This window comes from Gilliamella sp. ESL0232 (genome assembly GCF_013346885.1).
Taxonomy (GTDB): Bacteria; Pseudomonadota; Gammaproteobacteria; order Enterobacterales; family Orbaceae; genus Gilliamella; species Gilliamella bombi.
The window spans coordinates 162384-180526 of record NZ_JAAEDW010000006.1 but is presented as its reverse complement, the minus strand read 5'-3'; the positions used below and the strand labels follow the sequence as shown (position 1 = coordinate 180526).

The following is an 18143-nucleotide window of genomic DNA, read 5'->3' as shown; positions in this document are numbered from 1 at the left end:
GAAAATGAGCCAAAATGTTTATCAATTTATCGATTTACAACGTGTTGATCCGCCTAAAAAATCGTTAAACATTCGCAAAATTGAATTTGTTGAAATTTATGAAGGATTTTCTGCTCCACAATCACAAGCGCAGGCTGATCGTTGCCTTGCTTGTGGCAACCCATATTGTGAATGGAAATGCCCTGTGCATAACTATATACCCAATTGGTTAAAACTGGTTAATGAAGGCAAAATATTAGAAGCGGTTGAACTCTCACATCAAACCAACAGCCTGCCTGAAGTTTGTGGCCGAGTTTGCCCACAAGATCGCCTTTGCGAAGGCTCTTGTACTTTAAATGCTGAATTTGGCGCAGTTACCATAGGTAATATAGAGCGTTATATTACTGATGAAGCCTTTAGAATGGGTTGGAAACCTAATTTATCAAACGTCGAAAAAACAGGATTGAAAGTTGCAGTTATTGGTGCTGGTCCTGCTGGCCTTGCTTGTGCCGATGTCTTAGTCCGCAATGGCGTAACGCCAGTAGTGTTTGACCGTCACCCTGAAATTGGTGGACTACTCACCTTTGGCATCCCAGCGTTTAAACTTGATAAAGAAGTATTAATCAACCGAAGACATATTTTTACTGAAATGGGCGTTGAGTTCCGTCTAAATACTGAGGTCGGTAAAACGGTACAATTAACCGACTTAATCAACGAATTTGATGCGGTTTTTGTGGGAGCTGGAACTTATCAATCAATGCGAGCGGGTCTTCAAAACGAAGATGCCAACGGCGTTTATGATGCCTTACCATTTTTAATTGCCAACACTAAACACATAATGAAACATGCGCAAACCCAAGATACCCCATACATTGACATGAAAAACAAACGTGTTGTGGTATTAGGTGGTGGTGATACTGCAATGGACTGTGTACGAACATCTATTCGTCAAGGTGCAACTGAAGTTACTTGTGCTTATCGCCGAGACGAAGCCAACATGCCGGGCTCAAAACGAGAAGTCAAAAATGCCAAAGAAGAAGGCGCACAATTCCAATTTAACGTACAACCTCTCAGCATTGAAATTAACGGTACAGGACAAGTCACAGGCATAAAAATGGTAAGGACAGAACTCGGCGAGCCAGATGCAAAAGGACGACGCTCGCCAGTAATTATCGAAGGTTCTGAATTTATTCTTCCTGCCGATGTAGTAATTATGGCTTTTGGATTCAAACCACATGCCATGCCTTGGCTTGCTCAGCATGGTGTCGAATTTGACCCACAAGGCAAAATCATCGCACCCGAAGCTAACAGCTACCAAACCACCAATCCAAAAATCTTCGCTGGTGGCGATGCTGTTCGTGGTTCTGATCTAGTTGTCACTGCCATTAGCGAAGGTCGCAAAGCGGCTGAAGGTATCTTAGATTACTTAGAGATTTAGCGACTATCTTGCTCTCAATCAAAATTACTTTAAATAAAAAACAAACCCGCTTTAAAACAGCGGGTTTTTAATGATTCGAGTTTTTATTTTTAATTTTAGTAGCTCAGATTTAATCTAACAGATACTTATTACTCATTAGCATTCATTTCAACAAAATCGAGTTAACTTCTTGTAATATTATATGCTTCTTCTATTTGCAGAATAAATAAGAAAACAGTAAAATTAGCGATTTTACTATTATCGTTACACTAAAAATTAACGTTACATCAATTATCTACTGCATCAGGTATGAATAATATTTATAAAAAGCATTAATTATTAATAAAAACATAAGTTAATTATAAAATGGAGATAGTATGAAAAGTAAAGGTGTCGCATATTTATTATGGTTCTTTCTTGGAATGTGGGGAGCCCATCGCATGTACTGTGGAAAATGGATTACAGGCTTCATTTGGTTTTTTACTGCTGGTTTATTAGGTATTGGATGGTTTTTAGACCTATTTCTAACTAGCGGTATGGTTGACTATGCTAACTGTATCTACAAAAGTAAATATAATCTGTCACCAAATAATATTTCAATTCAAGTTAATAACGCTTGCCACACTGAACCATCAACACAGGCTATAAATGAAAAAAATTCATAGTATGTAAAAAGGCTATTTACATTTCATGATTAAAATAGTCCTTTAAAACTCATAAGGCGTTTTTCCCTAAAATCACTTTATGGGGTTTAAAGGTATTATAAAAATTAATAAAGCATTTGAGCTTTTATTTTCTATCTTTTGCATCACTAAATATTTGTTGATTACGCTACATATTAATTCAAAATTAGTATCACTCTTTTCGGCTTTTCCATTCGGTTTGAAGGTTGGTGGTTTTTGTAAATATTTTTTCAACTTTAACCAAACGTTTAATTCCATAAAAAATAGTTTTATAACGTTCATTCTTACTAGGGGCTGTTGATCTTTGCTGTACATAAATTACTCAACAATACATTGGCAGCCACATTAACATAAATGCCAGTGATACCATACTGGCATAATTCCTTTCCAACTTATCGTATCTAGTTGATATTGAACGATATTGCTTGATTCTAGCAAAGGCATTCTCGACTAAATGACGATAGCGATAAAGGCACCTATCCATACTGCTTTTATCTATATCCTTACCATAATTACGTTTAGCAATCACCGTTCGTCCGCCTTTTTGACGAACAAAGCACCGAAAAGGCTCGCTGTCATAACCTTTATCGGCTATCACTGTATTGACTTCATCGAGCTTTTCAACTAGGTTTTTTGCATAGTGATATCATGTCGTTGTCCTTCAGAAAGCTCAAAACAAATAGGCAAACCACCACTATCAACCGCAAGATGAATTTTAGTTGAATTACCACCACAGCTCTGACCTATTTGCTCACAATGTTCCGTTGCAGCGCCTGTACTATGTTGATGAGCCCTGATAGTCGAGCCATCTAGGAACACCCATTCAAAATCCGCTAGTTGTGATAAATGTTTGAAAATATCAACTAATATGCCTTTTTTAGACCACAAATTAAATCGTCTATAGACGGTGCTCCATTCACCAAACTCTTCTGGCAAATCTCGCCAAGGAATACCTGTTCTCATTCGGAAAAGGATCCCTTCAAACGTCATCCGGTGATCGGATTTATTATAAATCCGGGCCAGTATTTTTCATTATTTGTTGTATCTTTTCCCACCGTTTATCTGTTAGCATTGTTCTTGGCATGATGAATCGAGTTATGGCTGTTTTTGGCAGAATTATTATAACTCACATCATGCCGTATAAAAAATAATCACGAAAGTTCAACACTCCCTATTCTTATCATTTGCCACTAACGATATAACCATAAACAATTAATCCCAAAATGATACTTATTGAAACCGTAACGATCATATATTTAGTGCTAGTATCATATTTTTTCATTTCACCAAGTGATAGCGCTTTATTTTTATTTCTTATATGATAATAGTAATACACAGGCAAACCAATTAAGGTGACCACTATTGAAGCTATACCATTTACGGTTTGATAAATTAACATTCCGTAAATAACATATATTGCACCTAACATAGCGATGATAGGAATAATCGGATAACCAATTACTTTATAAGTTCTAGTCACATTCGGGTATTTTCTTCGAGCAATTATTACACCAATGAAAGTTAATAAATAAAATACCCATATGGAAAACATCGATATTTCAGATAGACGATCAGCATCGAGTAACACTGAATAAAGGAAAGAAAAAATAACTAAAACGATAATCGCATTAATTGGTGAGCGACTTTCTTCATCAATAGTACTTAAATAACGTGCACCAATGATAGTCCCTCGTTCTCCCATGCTAAAAATTGTGCGAGATAGCGTCATAATATAGCCATTAATGCCGCCTAAGATGGAAATCATAATACCAACTGCAACTAAATTACCACCAAAATGCCCAAACATCCGCTGTGAAGCAACCGCTGAAGCATCATGTCCTAGTGATACCATTTCTTTAACAGGAAAAATTTTGAATAATGCAATATTAATACAAGCATAAACTACAACAAGGAAGATTATACCTAAAATTATGGCTTGGGGTAAAACTTTCGACGGATTACGAATTTCACCAGCTACCGATGCGACTTGCGCCCAACCGTCATACGCAAATAAAGTAGCTAAAATAGCAACAGCAAAAGGCGCATAGCTTTCAATCCCTTGCCCACTAGCACTGAACAATACCACTTGTCCACTACCTTTCCATAATCCAAATATAGCTAATAATAGTATTGGAATGAGTTTGCATATAGTGGCAATGGTTTGCAAATAACCTGCTTGTTTAACGCCAACTGCATTGATTGTTGCAATAAACACTAAAACGCCAGCACTCACGGCCATTCGATAAGCATCATTGATATGAAATAATAAGCAAAATACTGAGCTAAAATACCCGACTAGTGCTCCAATAAGTGAAGGCGCAAATAAGACAGTTATCATCCAACCATAAAGGTGAGAAACTTTCGCACCATAGATTTTTTCTAAATATACTAACATTCCACCAGTTCGAGGAAACATGACTCCTAGTTCACAAAGAGTTAAACCACCACAAATAGAAAATACACCACCTATTACCCAAGCTAGCAACGCAAAATTATAATCACCAGCAACTTCTAACACAGCAGGAGGTTTCATAAAAGCTCCTGCACCTAAAACCATTCCAACGACTAGTGATAATGCAGAAACTAAACCAAGATCCTTGCGCAAGTTATTCTCTAAATTATGATCTGCCATGAAGTTCCTCTTGAAACATATAAAATTAATTAGCAAAATTTGATTATGATAGGGATTTATTTATAAAAAACAAGAAAAGATTAACATTATCCACATAAAAACCTAGATAAATCAAATGAATAATTTTTTGATTTATAAAAAAAGCCAGCATATAGCCAGCTTTTTGAATTACAAATAAGGTTAATTTATTTAGACTTCTGCATTTTCATATCAACAACCATACGGCCTCGAATTTTACCTGCTTTCATTTCGTCGATCATATCATTGATATCTTCCAACGGTCTTTTTTCAACTATCGGCACGACCTTTCCTTCTGCACTAAACTGAAATGCTTCTGCTAAATCTTCACGAGTTCCAACCAATGAACCTAAAACTTGAATACCATCTAACACGGTTTTAGGAATACTTAAATCCATATTTTCTGAAGGCAAACCTAAGGCGACCACACGCCCTAAAGGTCGCACTGAATTGATGGCCTGATTGAATGCTGTTTTAGTCACAGAAGTTACAACAGCACCGTGCACTCCTCCTCCAGTGTGTTCTTTAATATAAACGCCCACATCCTCAACTTTTTTAGGATTAACGACCAAATCAGCACCTAGTGTTTTACATAATTCTAATTGGCTATCGCTGTTACTAATAGCAACCACTTTATTATTAAACACTTTTTTACCATATTCAACAGCAAGTGTTCCCAAACCGCCAATCCCAAATACTGCAAGCCATTGTCCTGGATTAGTAGCAGCCACTTTAATACCTTTATAGGTAGTCACACCAGCACAAGTTACACTTGTTGCTTGTGCTGGATCGAGCCCTTCTGGCACTTTAACCGCATAATCAGCTTTAACAATGCACTGCTCTGCCATGCCTCCATCAACAGTATATCCAGAGTTTAATGCATTACGACAAAACGTTTCTTGCCCAGAAATACAATATTCACAAGTACCACAACCAGCATGGAACCAAGCAATACTAACCCGATCACCAACTTTTAAGCTTTTTACATCTGGGGCAACTTTAATCACAATTCCTACACCTTCATGTCCAATAATACGACCTGGTTTTTTACCAAAATCGCCAGCTGCAACATGAAGATCAGTATGACAAAGGCCACAATATTCAACATCAACTAAGGCCTCCCCTGCTTCTAAAGGACGAATAGGAATATCTTTGATTTCGACTTGACCATCGCACTCTTGCTTAATAACTGCTGCTTTCATTTTTTCTCCTAGGAAATTTTAAAATTAAAATATCATTGGTTTTATTTTAACCTAATCCCACTTAAAAAATTTGAGTTATTTCACAATTTTATTAAATAGCATTGATTACTTAATAAACTATACTAAAACGTAGTCTTTCCTGAAACTTTTTAACAAAATGAGGTGTAGGAATTCCTAACATTGTTTACAGTAATTTGAGAAACGACTGTAATAGATATACATGAACAACAAAACTAACGCCTTATTACAGACAAGCAATATATCGCTGATATCATAAAGAAAAAATAATCATCTGTTATGGTATTAAACGTTTGGTCAAAATTGTAAAATCCATTGAAGATAAATTAAGACTGCAAGCTAAAGGCAATAACAAAACCTATATTTTAGATTATATTTTTTGCAAAAATAATTCAGGATTCTATACCGTTTCAGCATAAAATTATTTTAAATTTAATAAGTTAAAAATTTTCATCGATAAAGCATAACGTTGCTTAAATCATTTATTCAATAAAAAGGTTAAGCCACTATCACATACTGGTTTAACTAACTAAAATTATTAATATTAAACAAAGACATTGATTAAAAAGGTTAAATTTTACGTTAGAATAGTTTATACTCTGTTTGAATTATCGTTTAGGCTGAAAATAGTCAACATAAAAACAATGATATCGCGATAAACCAATAACATAATCAAAAATAGAGGGTATGAATTTTAGGAATAATAAGGAGGAAAAATGTCAAACGAACTTAATCGTCTTTTAAGTCAACTCGGTGACGGGTTTAGTGATTTAATGGCGGGTTTGAGTGGGGTTAGCCATAATCGCTATACCTTAACGGTTGACGGGCTGGGGGCGCCGATTTCGGTTTTGCATATTGATGGTGATGAGTCATTAAACCAGCCTTGGCGTTATGTGATTACTTTTACCTGTACTGATAAAACCTTATCGCCTGATTCCTTTCTTAATCAAAAATCGACCTTCTCCTTTAATCCTGTTATCAATAAACCATTAACTTCCGCTATCCACTCATTAAGTGACTTGCCCACGTTGAGTAATAAACGCACCTTGCATGGGGTGATTACTGAGTTTAGTCAGTTATCGGTCAATAAAGATGAAGCCCATTATCAAGTGGTGTTATCCTCGTGCTTAGCACGGTTGGCTGTGGGGCAACATAATGCCATATTTCAAAATCAAAGCGTGGTCAGTGTGGTTGAAGAAGTGCTACGCAGTCATGGTTTAACGGGCATTGATTATCGTTTAGAGCTAAAAGATAGCTACCCTGAGCGGGAGTTTATTACGCAGTGGCAAGAAAGTGACCTTGAATTTATTCAACGCTTATTGGCCGATGTCGGTATCTGGTTTCGCTTTGAAATGCACGCTGAGCACCACTGTGATGTGATGGTGTTAAGTGATTATGAGCAAGGCTATGCGCAGGTGGCTGATATTGACTATAAACTGCCCAGTGGCATGGCAGATACGGGCGTTGAAAGTGTGTGGGATATCAGCTTGCATAGCGAAGTGGTGGTCTCCTCAGTCAAGGTACAAGACTATAACTACCGTGATGCCCTCGCCGATTTACAGGGCGAGATTAATACCCAACCCAAAGACAGCACCACCTATGGCACTGACTACCGTTATGCCGAGCACTATAAAGGCTTAGATAGCAACGGACAAGAAAACCCGCAAAATAGTGACGATAATCGTGATAATGACAATAACACTCACGATAATCAGATTGAAAGCGGCCAATGGTATGCGCGTATTCGCCATGAACAGGCCATTAGCCAGAAAATTATCCTCAAAGGCAAGAGTAACCACTATAACCTTGCTCCCGGTCAATGGATTAATATCAATGGCAGTCCGCTGGCAGATATCAATGACGGGGTGATTATTTTAAGTGTGCAGGGGCAAGGTAATCGCACTGATGCCTATGAACTCACCTTTACCGCCATTCCTTATCAAGCTTTAAAACCCTATCGCCCTGCGCCCATCCGCTGGCCACAAGTTAGTGGCACATTACCTGCCCGTGTCACCAGTCCCAACCATGACACCTATGGTTATATCGACCCACAAGGACGATATCGGGTTAAATTTAACTTTGATTTAAAAGAGTGGAAAAGTGGCACGGAAAGCTTATGGGTACGTTTAGCTAAACCTTATGCGGGTAACACCTATGGTTTTCACTTTCCATTAATTGACGGCACTGAAGTGGCCATCGCCTTTATGCAAGGCAATCCTGATAGACCATATATTGCCCATGCAATGCATGACAGTGCTCACCCCGACCTTGTTACCACCATCAACAAACACCGCAATGTCATTCGCACCCCAGCGAATAATAAACTGCGCATGGATGATAAACGTGGGCAAGAGCATATCAAACTGGCTACCGAATACGGAAAAACTCAACTTAATATCGGTCACTTAGTTAACGAAAAAAAACAACCCCGCGGTGAAGGTTTTGAACTACGCACCGATGAATGGGGTGCGATTGCCGCCAATAGAGGCTTATATTTAACCACCCAAACCCAGCCTAAAGCGCAAGGCAAACAGCTCGATATGCAAGCAGCGATTGCCCAACTTGAAAATGCCCTCTCCATTGCCAAAGCGCTACAAAATGCCGCCACCCAGTCCGAGGCACACAGCGCCGATACCGACAGCCAAGACCAACTTAAAGCCAACTTAACGCAGCTAACCCAAAGTGGCTTACTAGCCTATGCGCAAGAAGGCATCGCCCTAACTAGCCCTGAAAACATCCAACTATCGACAGCTAACAGCCTGACCTTAACCAGTGAAAACCAAACCGATATCAACGCCTTAAAAAATATCACCCTATCATAGGCTGAAGCGATTGGTTTATTTGCCCAAAAATCAGGGATGAAACTATTTGCCAACCAAGGCGATATCGAGGTGCAGGCCCAAAATGCTAACCTTAATATGGCTGCCAAACAAGATATCAAAGTGGATAGTGTCGATGGCAAAACGCAGATAACAGCAGCAAAAGAAATAACGCTCATCTGCGGTGGCTCTTATATCAAAATCAGCAGTGAAGGCATCGAACTGGGTACACAGGATAATATCTATCTTAAATGTAATGTATTGCAAAAGATGGGACCGGCAACCCAATCTAAAACAATTAGATTAAATTCAAGTGAACTGAATGTAAAACGCTGCGCAGAAACGGATTAAAAATGATTACTGAATTAAATAATCAAAATAACTTTAACAAATATCGCTATTTACTAGTCGATAATTTAGTGGCACTTAATTCAATAAACCCATTGTCACACGACTCATTAGTGAATCAATTTGGTGAAGACAAACTATTTGGTGAACATAAACTCACTCAGGTATTACGTACCGATTTAGATTATGATCCAAGCATATGCCCAACACTAATTAAACTAGCAGAACCCAATGAATTTTTAGACAGTCCGATCCTTGATGAAATTGGTAAACAGGCCGAAATCGAATGTTTTTGGTCAAAGCGTTATATTTGCGCTTATATTGTTAGCCCCCTTAAACCGTCGATATTGGCAAAACAGCTGATAACTATAGGTAATAACATCGCTAAAATATTGCAACAGCCTTATTATCCTTTCTTTGAACCGTTTCGCATGCAATTTTTGCACGAAGTTGCTACCAACCAAGACACCGCATGGCTAAAATCGCAATTTGCTCCAATTGAAAACTATTATTACCCATCCATTTATGCTGGGCAGTTTATTCGTTTCACGGCCGATAGTGAACTTGAAACGCCAGACCGTTGGAGCACTCAGTATTGTCAGCGCTTAAAAAAACTGAGAATGATTCGAACCCTTGTTAAGGCATGGGCAAATAATCGAACGCAATTTGATGAGCAAAAAAATTTACCACTCCATAACCAAGTCATTTTGCAATCAACGCAACTGGTTGAGCAAGCTTATCAATTAGGTTTAACTGAAGCTACCGATATCTTATTTTGGGGATTAAATGGCTTAAGGTACCAAACCGCTTTTACTCAGCATCCTAACGTGCTTGAACAAATTGCCAAAGCGCAAAAAGAGCCGAGCACATTGTCAAAACACATTATTGACGCCAATATTAACCTTGAAAGCCAATTACTTTCTATTAACGAATAAGACAAGCATTAAAGAGTGTAAGATGAAAAAAACAGCAAACACCGCCATAGAAAATAAAGATGAAGCAGCAGGTCATTGCCTTGCCTGTGAACGAACAGGATTACCAGTCTTTTTACTGCGTCAAGCCGTGATAAAAACAAAATTCAATAAAATTAAACAGGTTAACCAGACTTATCAAGAACTGGCGAATTATACTAAAACATTAGATTTTAAACAACGCATGCCAGATGAAGCATTAAAATATTATGACTATGTACTTCGCACTTTGCGTAACGGTTATGTCTATGTGATGCAACAACAAGGTGATGATATTGAGAGCCGAATACTTCATGTGTATGAATGCATTGACGGCGCACTAAGATTAAAAAACTTCCTTGAACTAACTAATACCGAGCCAAGACCCATATCAAAAGCGTGTAAAGATGCTTGCCACACCATTCCAGCCTCGTTTATTAATCTTAATAATAAGGAATTTACGCAAGCTTGGGTGGCTTATTCTTCACAACCTTGGCCTAAAAAGACCCTTGACGATTACCTAAAAGAACAAGATAGCCAAGTGTTATCGCGTTTTACCAAAATTGATATACAAAAACTCAAAGACTCACCGTCTGAGGCAACGGGCAAACGAGCGGTACCGTTTAAAGATATTTTTGGTTATAGTCATGAACATGATGATAATGATAAAAGCAAAGTGCTTGAGTTTCGTTTTGGAGAGCGAGGTCTGGAGAATTTCAAATCAGCACATCCCTTTACCAGCTTAAAAAGCCAAAGGCAAAAATTTGCCAATCACGCAAACCTTCTATATCAGGGCAATAGGCCAATATCTTGTGGTGTAGTACTAGAAGACACCTTCGGTATCGCCGAAGAACTTAACACCCAACGGATATCGCACCTGCATATGTTTAACGAAAAACCATTAACTACAGAAGAAGTGAATTTAGCAGAAGAATTAATCGATGGTTTTGACGATTTAGATAAAGCAACCAAAATCTATGAACAACGAGCAAAAAACATGATCCAGACGATCAACCCGGTATTGAAAAATCAATTTAATTATTATCAACCAGTAATGTTTAAAAAGCGGGTAATTTTACAGCTAATGGAGCAGTACCGAACTTCGATTGTAACTTCGTTTGATCGTGAAATAGCAATTTTAGAACAAGAATATCAAAATTTAATAAAAAATAATCCTGAAGGGTATTCTATTACAGCTAGATCACATGATATCACTAAAAAGGCATTAAGTATAAGCAAATTAAAATCGATGAAAGCTGAAAAACTCAAAGAGTTTGATAGCTGTGTAGATCAAGGTAAAGTTGATACCTTCAAAGGGAAATTAGAAACAGCCTATAATGAAGTGGTTGATTACCATAAAGAGTGGTCGCAGGACTACTTTACCTATTTGCGTTGGTTATTTGGTAAACAAGGCATAGTCTCGCAATTTAGCAAAACCAAACCCAAAAGTGTTAACACCAATCATTTTTGGCAACGTGAATTTGATTTTAGCACCGAAACGACGCGATTGGCGCACGCATCAGAAATTGGATCTATTTTAGTCGATACCACTCATTCCGAAATTAAACTCGATCAAGACAGTGCCCTATGGGATGAGCTGCTCAGTAATCCTGAAAGTATCTATTACATCACCGAATATAACAACTCTAAAGGAATAGATCGTGACGAAAAGGTCTATGTAGACTTAAAAACTAACGAATTGATAACACCAAAGGATTGGTTATCAAAAGCAACGGAGTTTATTGGTACAGTTTCTACAACAATTGCAGAAAAAAAGGGGGATAAAGATCTAAACGATAAAAAAAGTGTATTAGAAAAAAACAAAGCCGAGCTAGAAGCTAAAATTGAACAAAATAAACAAAAAATTGACGAGCTTGAACAACAAAAAAAACAAATTCCAGTGAGTGATCCTGTCGCACAAGAAAAACTCAGGCGCGAAAAAAAGGCTTATGAAACTAAGAATAGGGAATTAAATAAAAGCCTTGAAGCAGTAAATAAAGAATTATCAAACCTTGCTAATTCAACACAACAAACTCACGCATCAACCAAATATAGTGAAAGTTTACTTAACCGCACGGCACTCAAAAAACAGGCAACACTGGCTAAAGACACCTTACTTAAACCGATAAAATCGCACTGGATGCGGCTTAATGCATTTGATGAACTTGCCAGACTAGGGGCACTACCGGTTGAAATAAACGTGCAGATTAGACCAGAAAATATCGTAAAAATTCAAAATCTATTAACCCAAATGCATCGTGGTTTTTATCATCGTGGTGTCTATCATCCGCACGAGCTTGCCTTTTTAGAAAGTTTTGATATTGATGAAAAGCCAATTAAAACAGACTCGGGCAAAATGCAAAAAGCGAAATTTACCCTGTGCTTTCCTGATAAAGCCAGTAAAGCCTTGTTTGTTGACTTTATCAACGGCACTAATGGCACATTAAGCCCATACAGCTTAAAACAATTTATGGAGCAAAAGTATAAAGATTATTTCAAATTAATCCATAAACAAAAAACACTGCTTGAAAACATAGAAAAAGTCAATCAAGGCAAAGCGTCAATCACTGATAAATTACGCAAAATCAGTGATAAAGCCCTAGAGCGAGCTAAAGCTAAAATAAACGAAAAAATATCAAAAGCAGGAGGCATAATAGACATAGCGCAACATGAATTAGAACGTATCTATAATGAGATAGACTTACAAACCGCTAATCAAAACGTCAAAAAGGGGAAAATAACTTTTGGTATCAATCTTGTGGTGAGCGGTATATTAGGCACCCTTACCCTAATAAACATTAGCGATATGCTTAAAGAATGGGATGAAGTGAAAGAAGGTAACGGTGAAACCGATCTAAAAGGGCAAATGCTTAAAGATCTGGTGTCACTGGTACTAACCAGCATCGATTTAACTAACCAATACAAAAATATCAAACTCAATATGCAAATGGCTGAAGCGATTAACGCCGGTAAAGATGTGCGCCCAATCAAAGCGCAAATTAAGCTCAATACCATAATCAGTAAAACCGTTGCCAGAACAACAGCGGCAATCACGGTATTAGAAGCAATTGGCGAGTTGAAAAGTTCGTTTGATATGATGAATATGGAGAATAAAAGTTATCTCATAATGAGGGTCGGTGGTTCTATTGCATTAGGTTTTGGTGCAATTATAGCATTAGTTGGTTCATGGATAACTGTGATTGTAGGGGCTATTTTAATGATTGGTGGTTCAATTGCGATTATGTTTAGTAAAAAGTACGATAAATATACTGCTATTCAACACTGGTTAAACCGTTGCTGCTTTGGTAAGCAAGAAGAATTGGACTATTTAGGCTATCAAGCCTATCACGAAGATGAATACAGCACTCACGCAGGTTTTGGCTTAGCGCTCAACGACTATGCGATTATAGTCTATAATATTCAAACCTTTATTCGTTTAAAACCGCTATATCATGCACCACCAACAACAGGAGTACCTGATCCCGATGCCCCAAATCAATTTCAACGGCATATCTATTTTTATTTGGATATTCCCGATTTTGCCAAATACAATCAAAATGAAACTGCAATCGCCATGATTCGCTTATTTATTAATGATTACCCAAATCTAAAAAGCGAGCCAGACCCACTACCCGAAAAATATATCGATCTAAAATACCGTATCACCTCGCAACAAATAGCGTTATTAGCCATCAGCAAAAACTATGGTGACCTAAATCTTATTTGGACGGATAAAAAAGCCTATTTTGATAAGTATGATCGTAATATTGGCATACTGACTAGGCTCCCAATACCCGATTATAGTAAAATTGACGAGCCAGACGAATTTACTTTAACCACATCGGCTAATCATTTTACTGATAAAACGACAACCAATAGCGACAAGCCAGTTCAAAATGGGCTTATTATCAATAAATGGATAGCTGGCACCATAAGTGCGTTTAATATTGTAAAATATCAAATCATTGTGCAATACAATAACCGTGAAGACGTGCCATTAATCGTGACTAAAAACAGTAAAATTTAAAATAAGGAGCAAAACAATGCCATCACAATATCAACCCCAAATTTTTGGTTGGATAGGCGATTTAGTAAAAGGTGGTAACTCTCTAACCGATGCCGATGATCGCTTGCTCTATGCCAATGATAACTACTGTGCTTTTATTCGTAAAACAAAATCTGATCAGATTTTTTATTTATGTATAAGTTTATTTCTGTCAATTTCAATGTTTTTTGTGATACCTGGTTTATCATATGGACTTATGATATTTAAAATAACATCTGAAACTGAATTTGTTTTTTATGTTTTGGTTGTTATTTTAATCTGTTTTATTCTCGTTTTATATTTAATGATTCCAGAATGTTATCAAAACCTTTTTACACGCCGAGGAAGCCCCATTATTTTTAACCGCAAAACGGGTAAAGTGTATATCAATGAAAGCTATTTTTTTAATTTTAAAGTGTTACGCAATCCGCTAACCTTTTTGCATCCTAATAAAAAACGCATAAAAGAATATGACTGGGCCCATTTACAAGGGGTGGTGGTGCATAATTTTTCACGATATTCACTCAACACCACCATATTAATGGTGTGCAAACCCCATACCCATAAAACAATCGACCATATATTATTAGACCCATTACGTGGTGGCATAGGTAGTTATTTTGTTTGGGGATGGGTCAATAACTTTATGTGTGCTAACAAATTAGCAGGTCTAAACGATGGCAAATATAAATGGGAACAAGAAACCCAATTTAAAGAAAAAATTATTAAAGGACAAGGCTGGCCCGAATGGATGGTTGAAGCGTTTAATGCCACATCTCAAGAAGAGTTAGCTGAAATCAAACAACGGCACAATATAACGGAATAGCCCAAAAGCTGTTGTAGTTTGGCAAAAATGGGCAAAGAATTATGGCAAGCCCATTTTACCGATATTGAAGAAATCGAAGTGAAAAAAACCGATCCTAACCAGTCAGATAGCCACCTAACGGTCACAACATGGGTAGCGGGCACCTTTGCTTATGATCTAGTAAGTAGCTATCAAATCATATTCTGCAACGATTTCACTACGTGATTTACCATGTTGATAAAGACTGACCATTTGATGTTTAAAATCATCATTGAATGTTCGTTTTTTGCATTTAATCTTATTTATATTAGATCCTTTCTTAGTTGCGATAAGTTTACCTTATCCCTTAAAAAATTTTGGTTGTTTCAAAATTTTATTTAATAGTGTTGATTATTTAATAAGCCATACTAAAACGTAGTCTTTCCTGAAAGTTTTTAACAAAATAAGTTGGATATATCGTTTAAATGAATAAATCTGGCTGGTTTGAATATAAGGTATGTCAGGTAAATGGAAAGTAAGAATAAATTCTTATACTTTCCATTTCAACATATTATTAAATAATAATTAAAATTCTATGGTCATCATTTATTATGCAATATCTTTAGCTATATACTTTTGACTGTTATCCTTAATAAATAAATATAATCCAATCAATGCACCAAATCCAAATAATCCAATAACATAAATAGCTGGTGCCATTTTGCTAACAAAATCACTCAAAAAGGAGATCAACAGAGGTGTTAATCCGCCCGCAATAGCGTAAGCCATGTTAAATGAAAATGATACACCACTATAACGAATTTGGGTAGGAAACACTCTCACCATAAAATAAGCAAAAGAGCCTACAACACCAACACTAAAACCTGCTAAAGAATAAGTAATAAATAAAAGATGTGGGTTATCTAATGATAGATAAAAAATAGCAATAACAATAGTTGCAATAACACAACCTATTAACATCACTTTCCCCATAGCAAATTTATCCATCATCATTCCATAAAATGTACAACTTATAATTAGTCCAATGATAGCTAATATATTTCCTTGCAACGCATCTATCGCTGAATAACCAAATTGCTTTTGTAATAAAATTGGTGTCATTAGCATAATAACCATAATACCAGCAGACAACACCCAAGTGAGTAGCATAGATAAAATAGTTTGAGGCAAATACCCCGTCAATACAGTGAGTACTGGTATTTTTTTAGCTAATTCTTGTTGTTTACGATTTTGCATTTCCAGAAAAATTGGTGTTTCTTTTAACCAACGACGTAAATACATCGCAATCAATCCGAAAACACCGCCAACTATAAATGGTATGCGCCATCCCCAATCAATAAGTTGTTCCGAAGATAAGCACTTATTCATGGCCGTTGAAACTAACGAACCAAGCAAAATACCTAGGCTCAATCCGCTTGTCAATATTCCACATGCCAATCCAATTTTATTTTTCGGTACATGCTCAGATACAAAAGTCCAAGCGCCAGGAACTTCTCCTCCTACAGCTAGGCCTTGACATAATCGCATAAACAGTAACAATAAAGGTGCAAAAATACCAATATTAATATACGTAGGTAAACAACCTATAAATAGTGTTGGTAATGCCATAAGCAGTATACTTAGCGTGAACATCCTTTTGCGACCAAATCGATCGCCAAAGTGGGCCATAACGATTCCACCCAATGGGCGTATTAAATATCCAGCAGCAAAAATACCAAAGGTCTGTACTTGGCTCAGCCAATCAGGCATATCATTCGGAAAAAAAAGGTGACTAATGGTTATAGAAAAAAAGACAAAAATAATAAAATCATAAAATTCTAATGCTCCACCTAATGCAGAAAGCGACAACGTTTTATAATCCTGAGCATTTAAAGTTCTTGTTGGTGTATGGAGTACTTTGTGCATGTTCATCCTTGTAAATTATTGTTTACAAACATTTTAATATTTTTAGCTACTATACTCTAACACTTGCTCTTTTAAAAGAAGATAACGAATCAAGTAATAATTTAGCTCAATCATAATGCCACTACATAACAATTGAATTTATTAAAATTATGCATATCGTTAAAACTAGCACAAATGATTAATAAACAACCAAACAAAAAAACTACAATAACACATCTTACTAAACGGAGAGCTATAAAATGGCGAAAAAATGTATTTCTCGTGGTAAATTTACACGTATGCAGCAGTTATCAAACCAAGATGGTATTATTGCAGCATTAGCGATCGATCAACGCGGTTCAATGGTTAAAATGATGGAATCTGCTGTGGGGAAAGATCGTTATCATATCGATATGGTGTATGAATTTAAAGAACTTGTCTCTCAAGAATTAACTAAATATGTTAGTGCAATATTGTTAGATGAAGAATATGGTTTTAAAGGCATGGCAGCTAAAAATAGCAATGCTGGATTAATCATGTCATACGAAAAAACAGGATATGATGCTAGTACTCCAGGACGATTACCCGATATTTTGCCTGAGGATTCATTACAACGCCTAATAAAAAAAGGTGCCGATGCCGCAAAAGTATTGGTTTATTATAATCCAGATGATCCTCAAGATATTTTAGATAAAAAACACGCATTTTTAGAACGTTTAGGCAATGAAGCTAGAGCTGCTGATATTCCTGTATTTGTTGAACCGATTGTATATGACAATGTGATAACCGATGATAAAAGTCCTGAATTTGCAAAAATCAAACCTCAAAAAGTCATCAACACGATAAAAGAGTTTACTAAAGAACAGTATTATATTGATATTTTAAAAGTCGAAGTTCCCGTATTGTTTAAAAATGTAGAAGGCTTTAACGACAACAATGTAGTTGTTTACACACAAAAACAAGCTGCTGACTATTTTAAACAAGCAAGTGAAGTCGCAACCCGCCCTTTTATCTATTTAAGTGCTGGCGTACCAACAAAAACCTTCCACCAAGAACTTATTTTTGCCGGTGAAAATGGCGCTAAATATAGCGGCATCCTTGGAGGTAGAGCAACATGGTTTGAAGGTGTTGCGGCCTATGCTAATGGAGGCAAAGAAGGTTTAAAACTTTGGCTAGATCAAACTGGTCGTGAAAATGTTGAACATCTCAATAAGATATTAAAACAATATGCAACACCTTGGTACGATATCTATGGTGGTAAAGATAATATTGAAGTGATTGATGTTAAATTAGGTAATTAATTGCTAAAACAAAAAAGAACAGGTTTATTCCTATTTTTCCTG

At 36.7% G+C, this 18143-nt stretch carries 12 protein-coding genes and 1 pseudogene; 9 read left to right on the top strand and 4 right to left on the bottom strand.

Going from position 1 to position 18143, the window contains the following annotated elements:
- Positions 1–4 precede the first annotated feature (4 nt).
- Positions 5–1417, top strand: coding sequence for an FAD-dependent oxidoreductase (locus GYW75_RS08155; RefSeq protein WP_174798988.1), 1413 nt, complete (start codon positions 5–7; stop codon positions 1415–1417).
- Between the two features lie 356 nt (positions 1418–1773).
- On the top strand, positions 1774–2061 hold the full coding sequence (locus GYW75_RS08150; RefSeq protein WP_174798987.1) for an NINE protein: 288 nt from the start codon (positions 1774–1776) through the stop codon (positions 2059–2061).
- Positions 2062–2401: 340 nt separating this feature from the next.
- Here GYW75_RS08150 and GYW75_RS08140 read toward each other — a convergent pair.
- From GYW75_RS08140 to adhP, 3 genes and pseudogenes are all read right to left on the bottom strand, one after another.
- A pseudogene (locus GYW75_RS08140) lies at positions 2402–3163 on the bottom strand (IS5 family transposase).
- A gap of 96 nt (positions 3164–3259) precedes the next feature.
- Positions 3260–4711 carry an APC family permease gene (locus GYW75_RS08135; protein ID WP_174798985.1) on the bottom strand — a complete coding sequence of 484 codons (1452 nt, stop codon included), beginning with the start codon at positions 4709–4711 and terminating at the stop codon, positions 3260–3262.
- A gap of 185 nt (positions 4712–4896) precedes the next feature.
- Positions 4897–5931: an alcohol dehydrogenase AdhP gene (adhP, locus tag GYW75_RS08130; RefSeq protein WP_174798984.1), complete on the bottom strand. Its 1035-nt coding sequence runs from the start codon at positions 5929–5931 to the stop codon at positions 4897–4899.
- Between the two features lie 734 nt (positions 5932–6665).
- Here adhP and GYW75_RS08125 point away from each other — a divergent pair.
- From GYW75_RS08125 to GYW75_RS08100, 6 genes are read left to right on the top strand one after another with little or no spacing between them, the layout of a single operon-like run.
- Complete coding sequence (locus GYW75_RS08125) at positions 6666–8771, top strand: type VI secretion system Vgr family protein (RefSeq protein WP_174798983.1); 2106 nt, start codon at positions 6666–6668, stop codon at positions 8769–8771.
- Between the two features lie 9 nt (positions 8772–8780).
- The gene (locus tag GYW75_RS08120) at positions 8781–9119 is read left to right on the top strand and encodes a DUF2345 domain-containing protein (protein WP_342366991.1); all 339 of its coding nucleotides are present in this window, start codon (positions 8781–8783) and stop codon (positions 9117–9119) included.
- 2 nt (positions 9120–9121) lie between these two features.
- The gene (locus GYW75_RS08115) at positions 9122–10051 is read left to right on the top strand and encodes a hypothetical protein (RefSeq protein WP_174798981.1); all 930 of its coding nucleotides are present in this window, start codon (positions 9122–9124) and stop codon (positions 10049–10051) included.
- Between the two features lie 22 nt (positions 10052–10073).
- Positions 10074–14093, top strand: a complete 4020-nt coding sequence (locus tag GYW75_RS08110) for a toxin VasX (protein WP_174798980.1) — start codon at positions 10074–10076, stop codon at positions 14091–14093.
- A gap of 16 nt (positions 14094–14109) precedes the next feature.
- On the top strand, positions 14110–14937 hold the full coding sequence (locus GYW75_RS08105; RefSeq protein WP_174798979.1) for a DUF6708 domain-containing protein: 828 nt from the start codon (positions 14110–14112) through the stop codon (positions 14935–14937).
- Between the two features lie 27 nt (positions 14938–14964).
- Entirely contained in the window at positions 14965–15141 is a 177-nt protein-coding gene (locus GYW75_RS08100) for a hypothetical protein (RefSeq protein WP_174798978.1), read from the top strand.
- Positions 15142–15504: 363 nt separating this feature from the next.
- Here the strand turns inward: GYW75_RS08100 and GYW75_RS08095 are convergent, their stop codons facing one another.
- On the bottom strand, positions 15505–16821 hold the full coding sequence (locus GYW75_RS08095) for an MFS transporter (RefSeq protein WP_202983946.1): 1317 nt from the start codon (positions 16819–16821) through the stop codon (positions 15505–15507).
- Between the two features lie 239 nt (positions 16822–17060).
- Between GYW75_RS08095 and GYW75_RS08090 the strand changes: the two genes are divergently transcribed.
- A complete protein-coding gene (locus GYW75_RS08090; protein ID WP_065560449.1) occupies positions 17061–18101 on the top strand; it encodes a tagatose 1,6-diphosphate aldolase in 1041 nt (346 codons plus the stop codon).
- Positions 18102–18143: the final 42 nt, after the last annotated feature.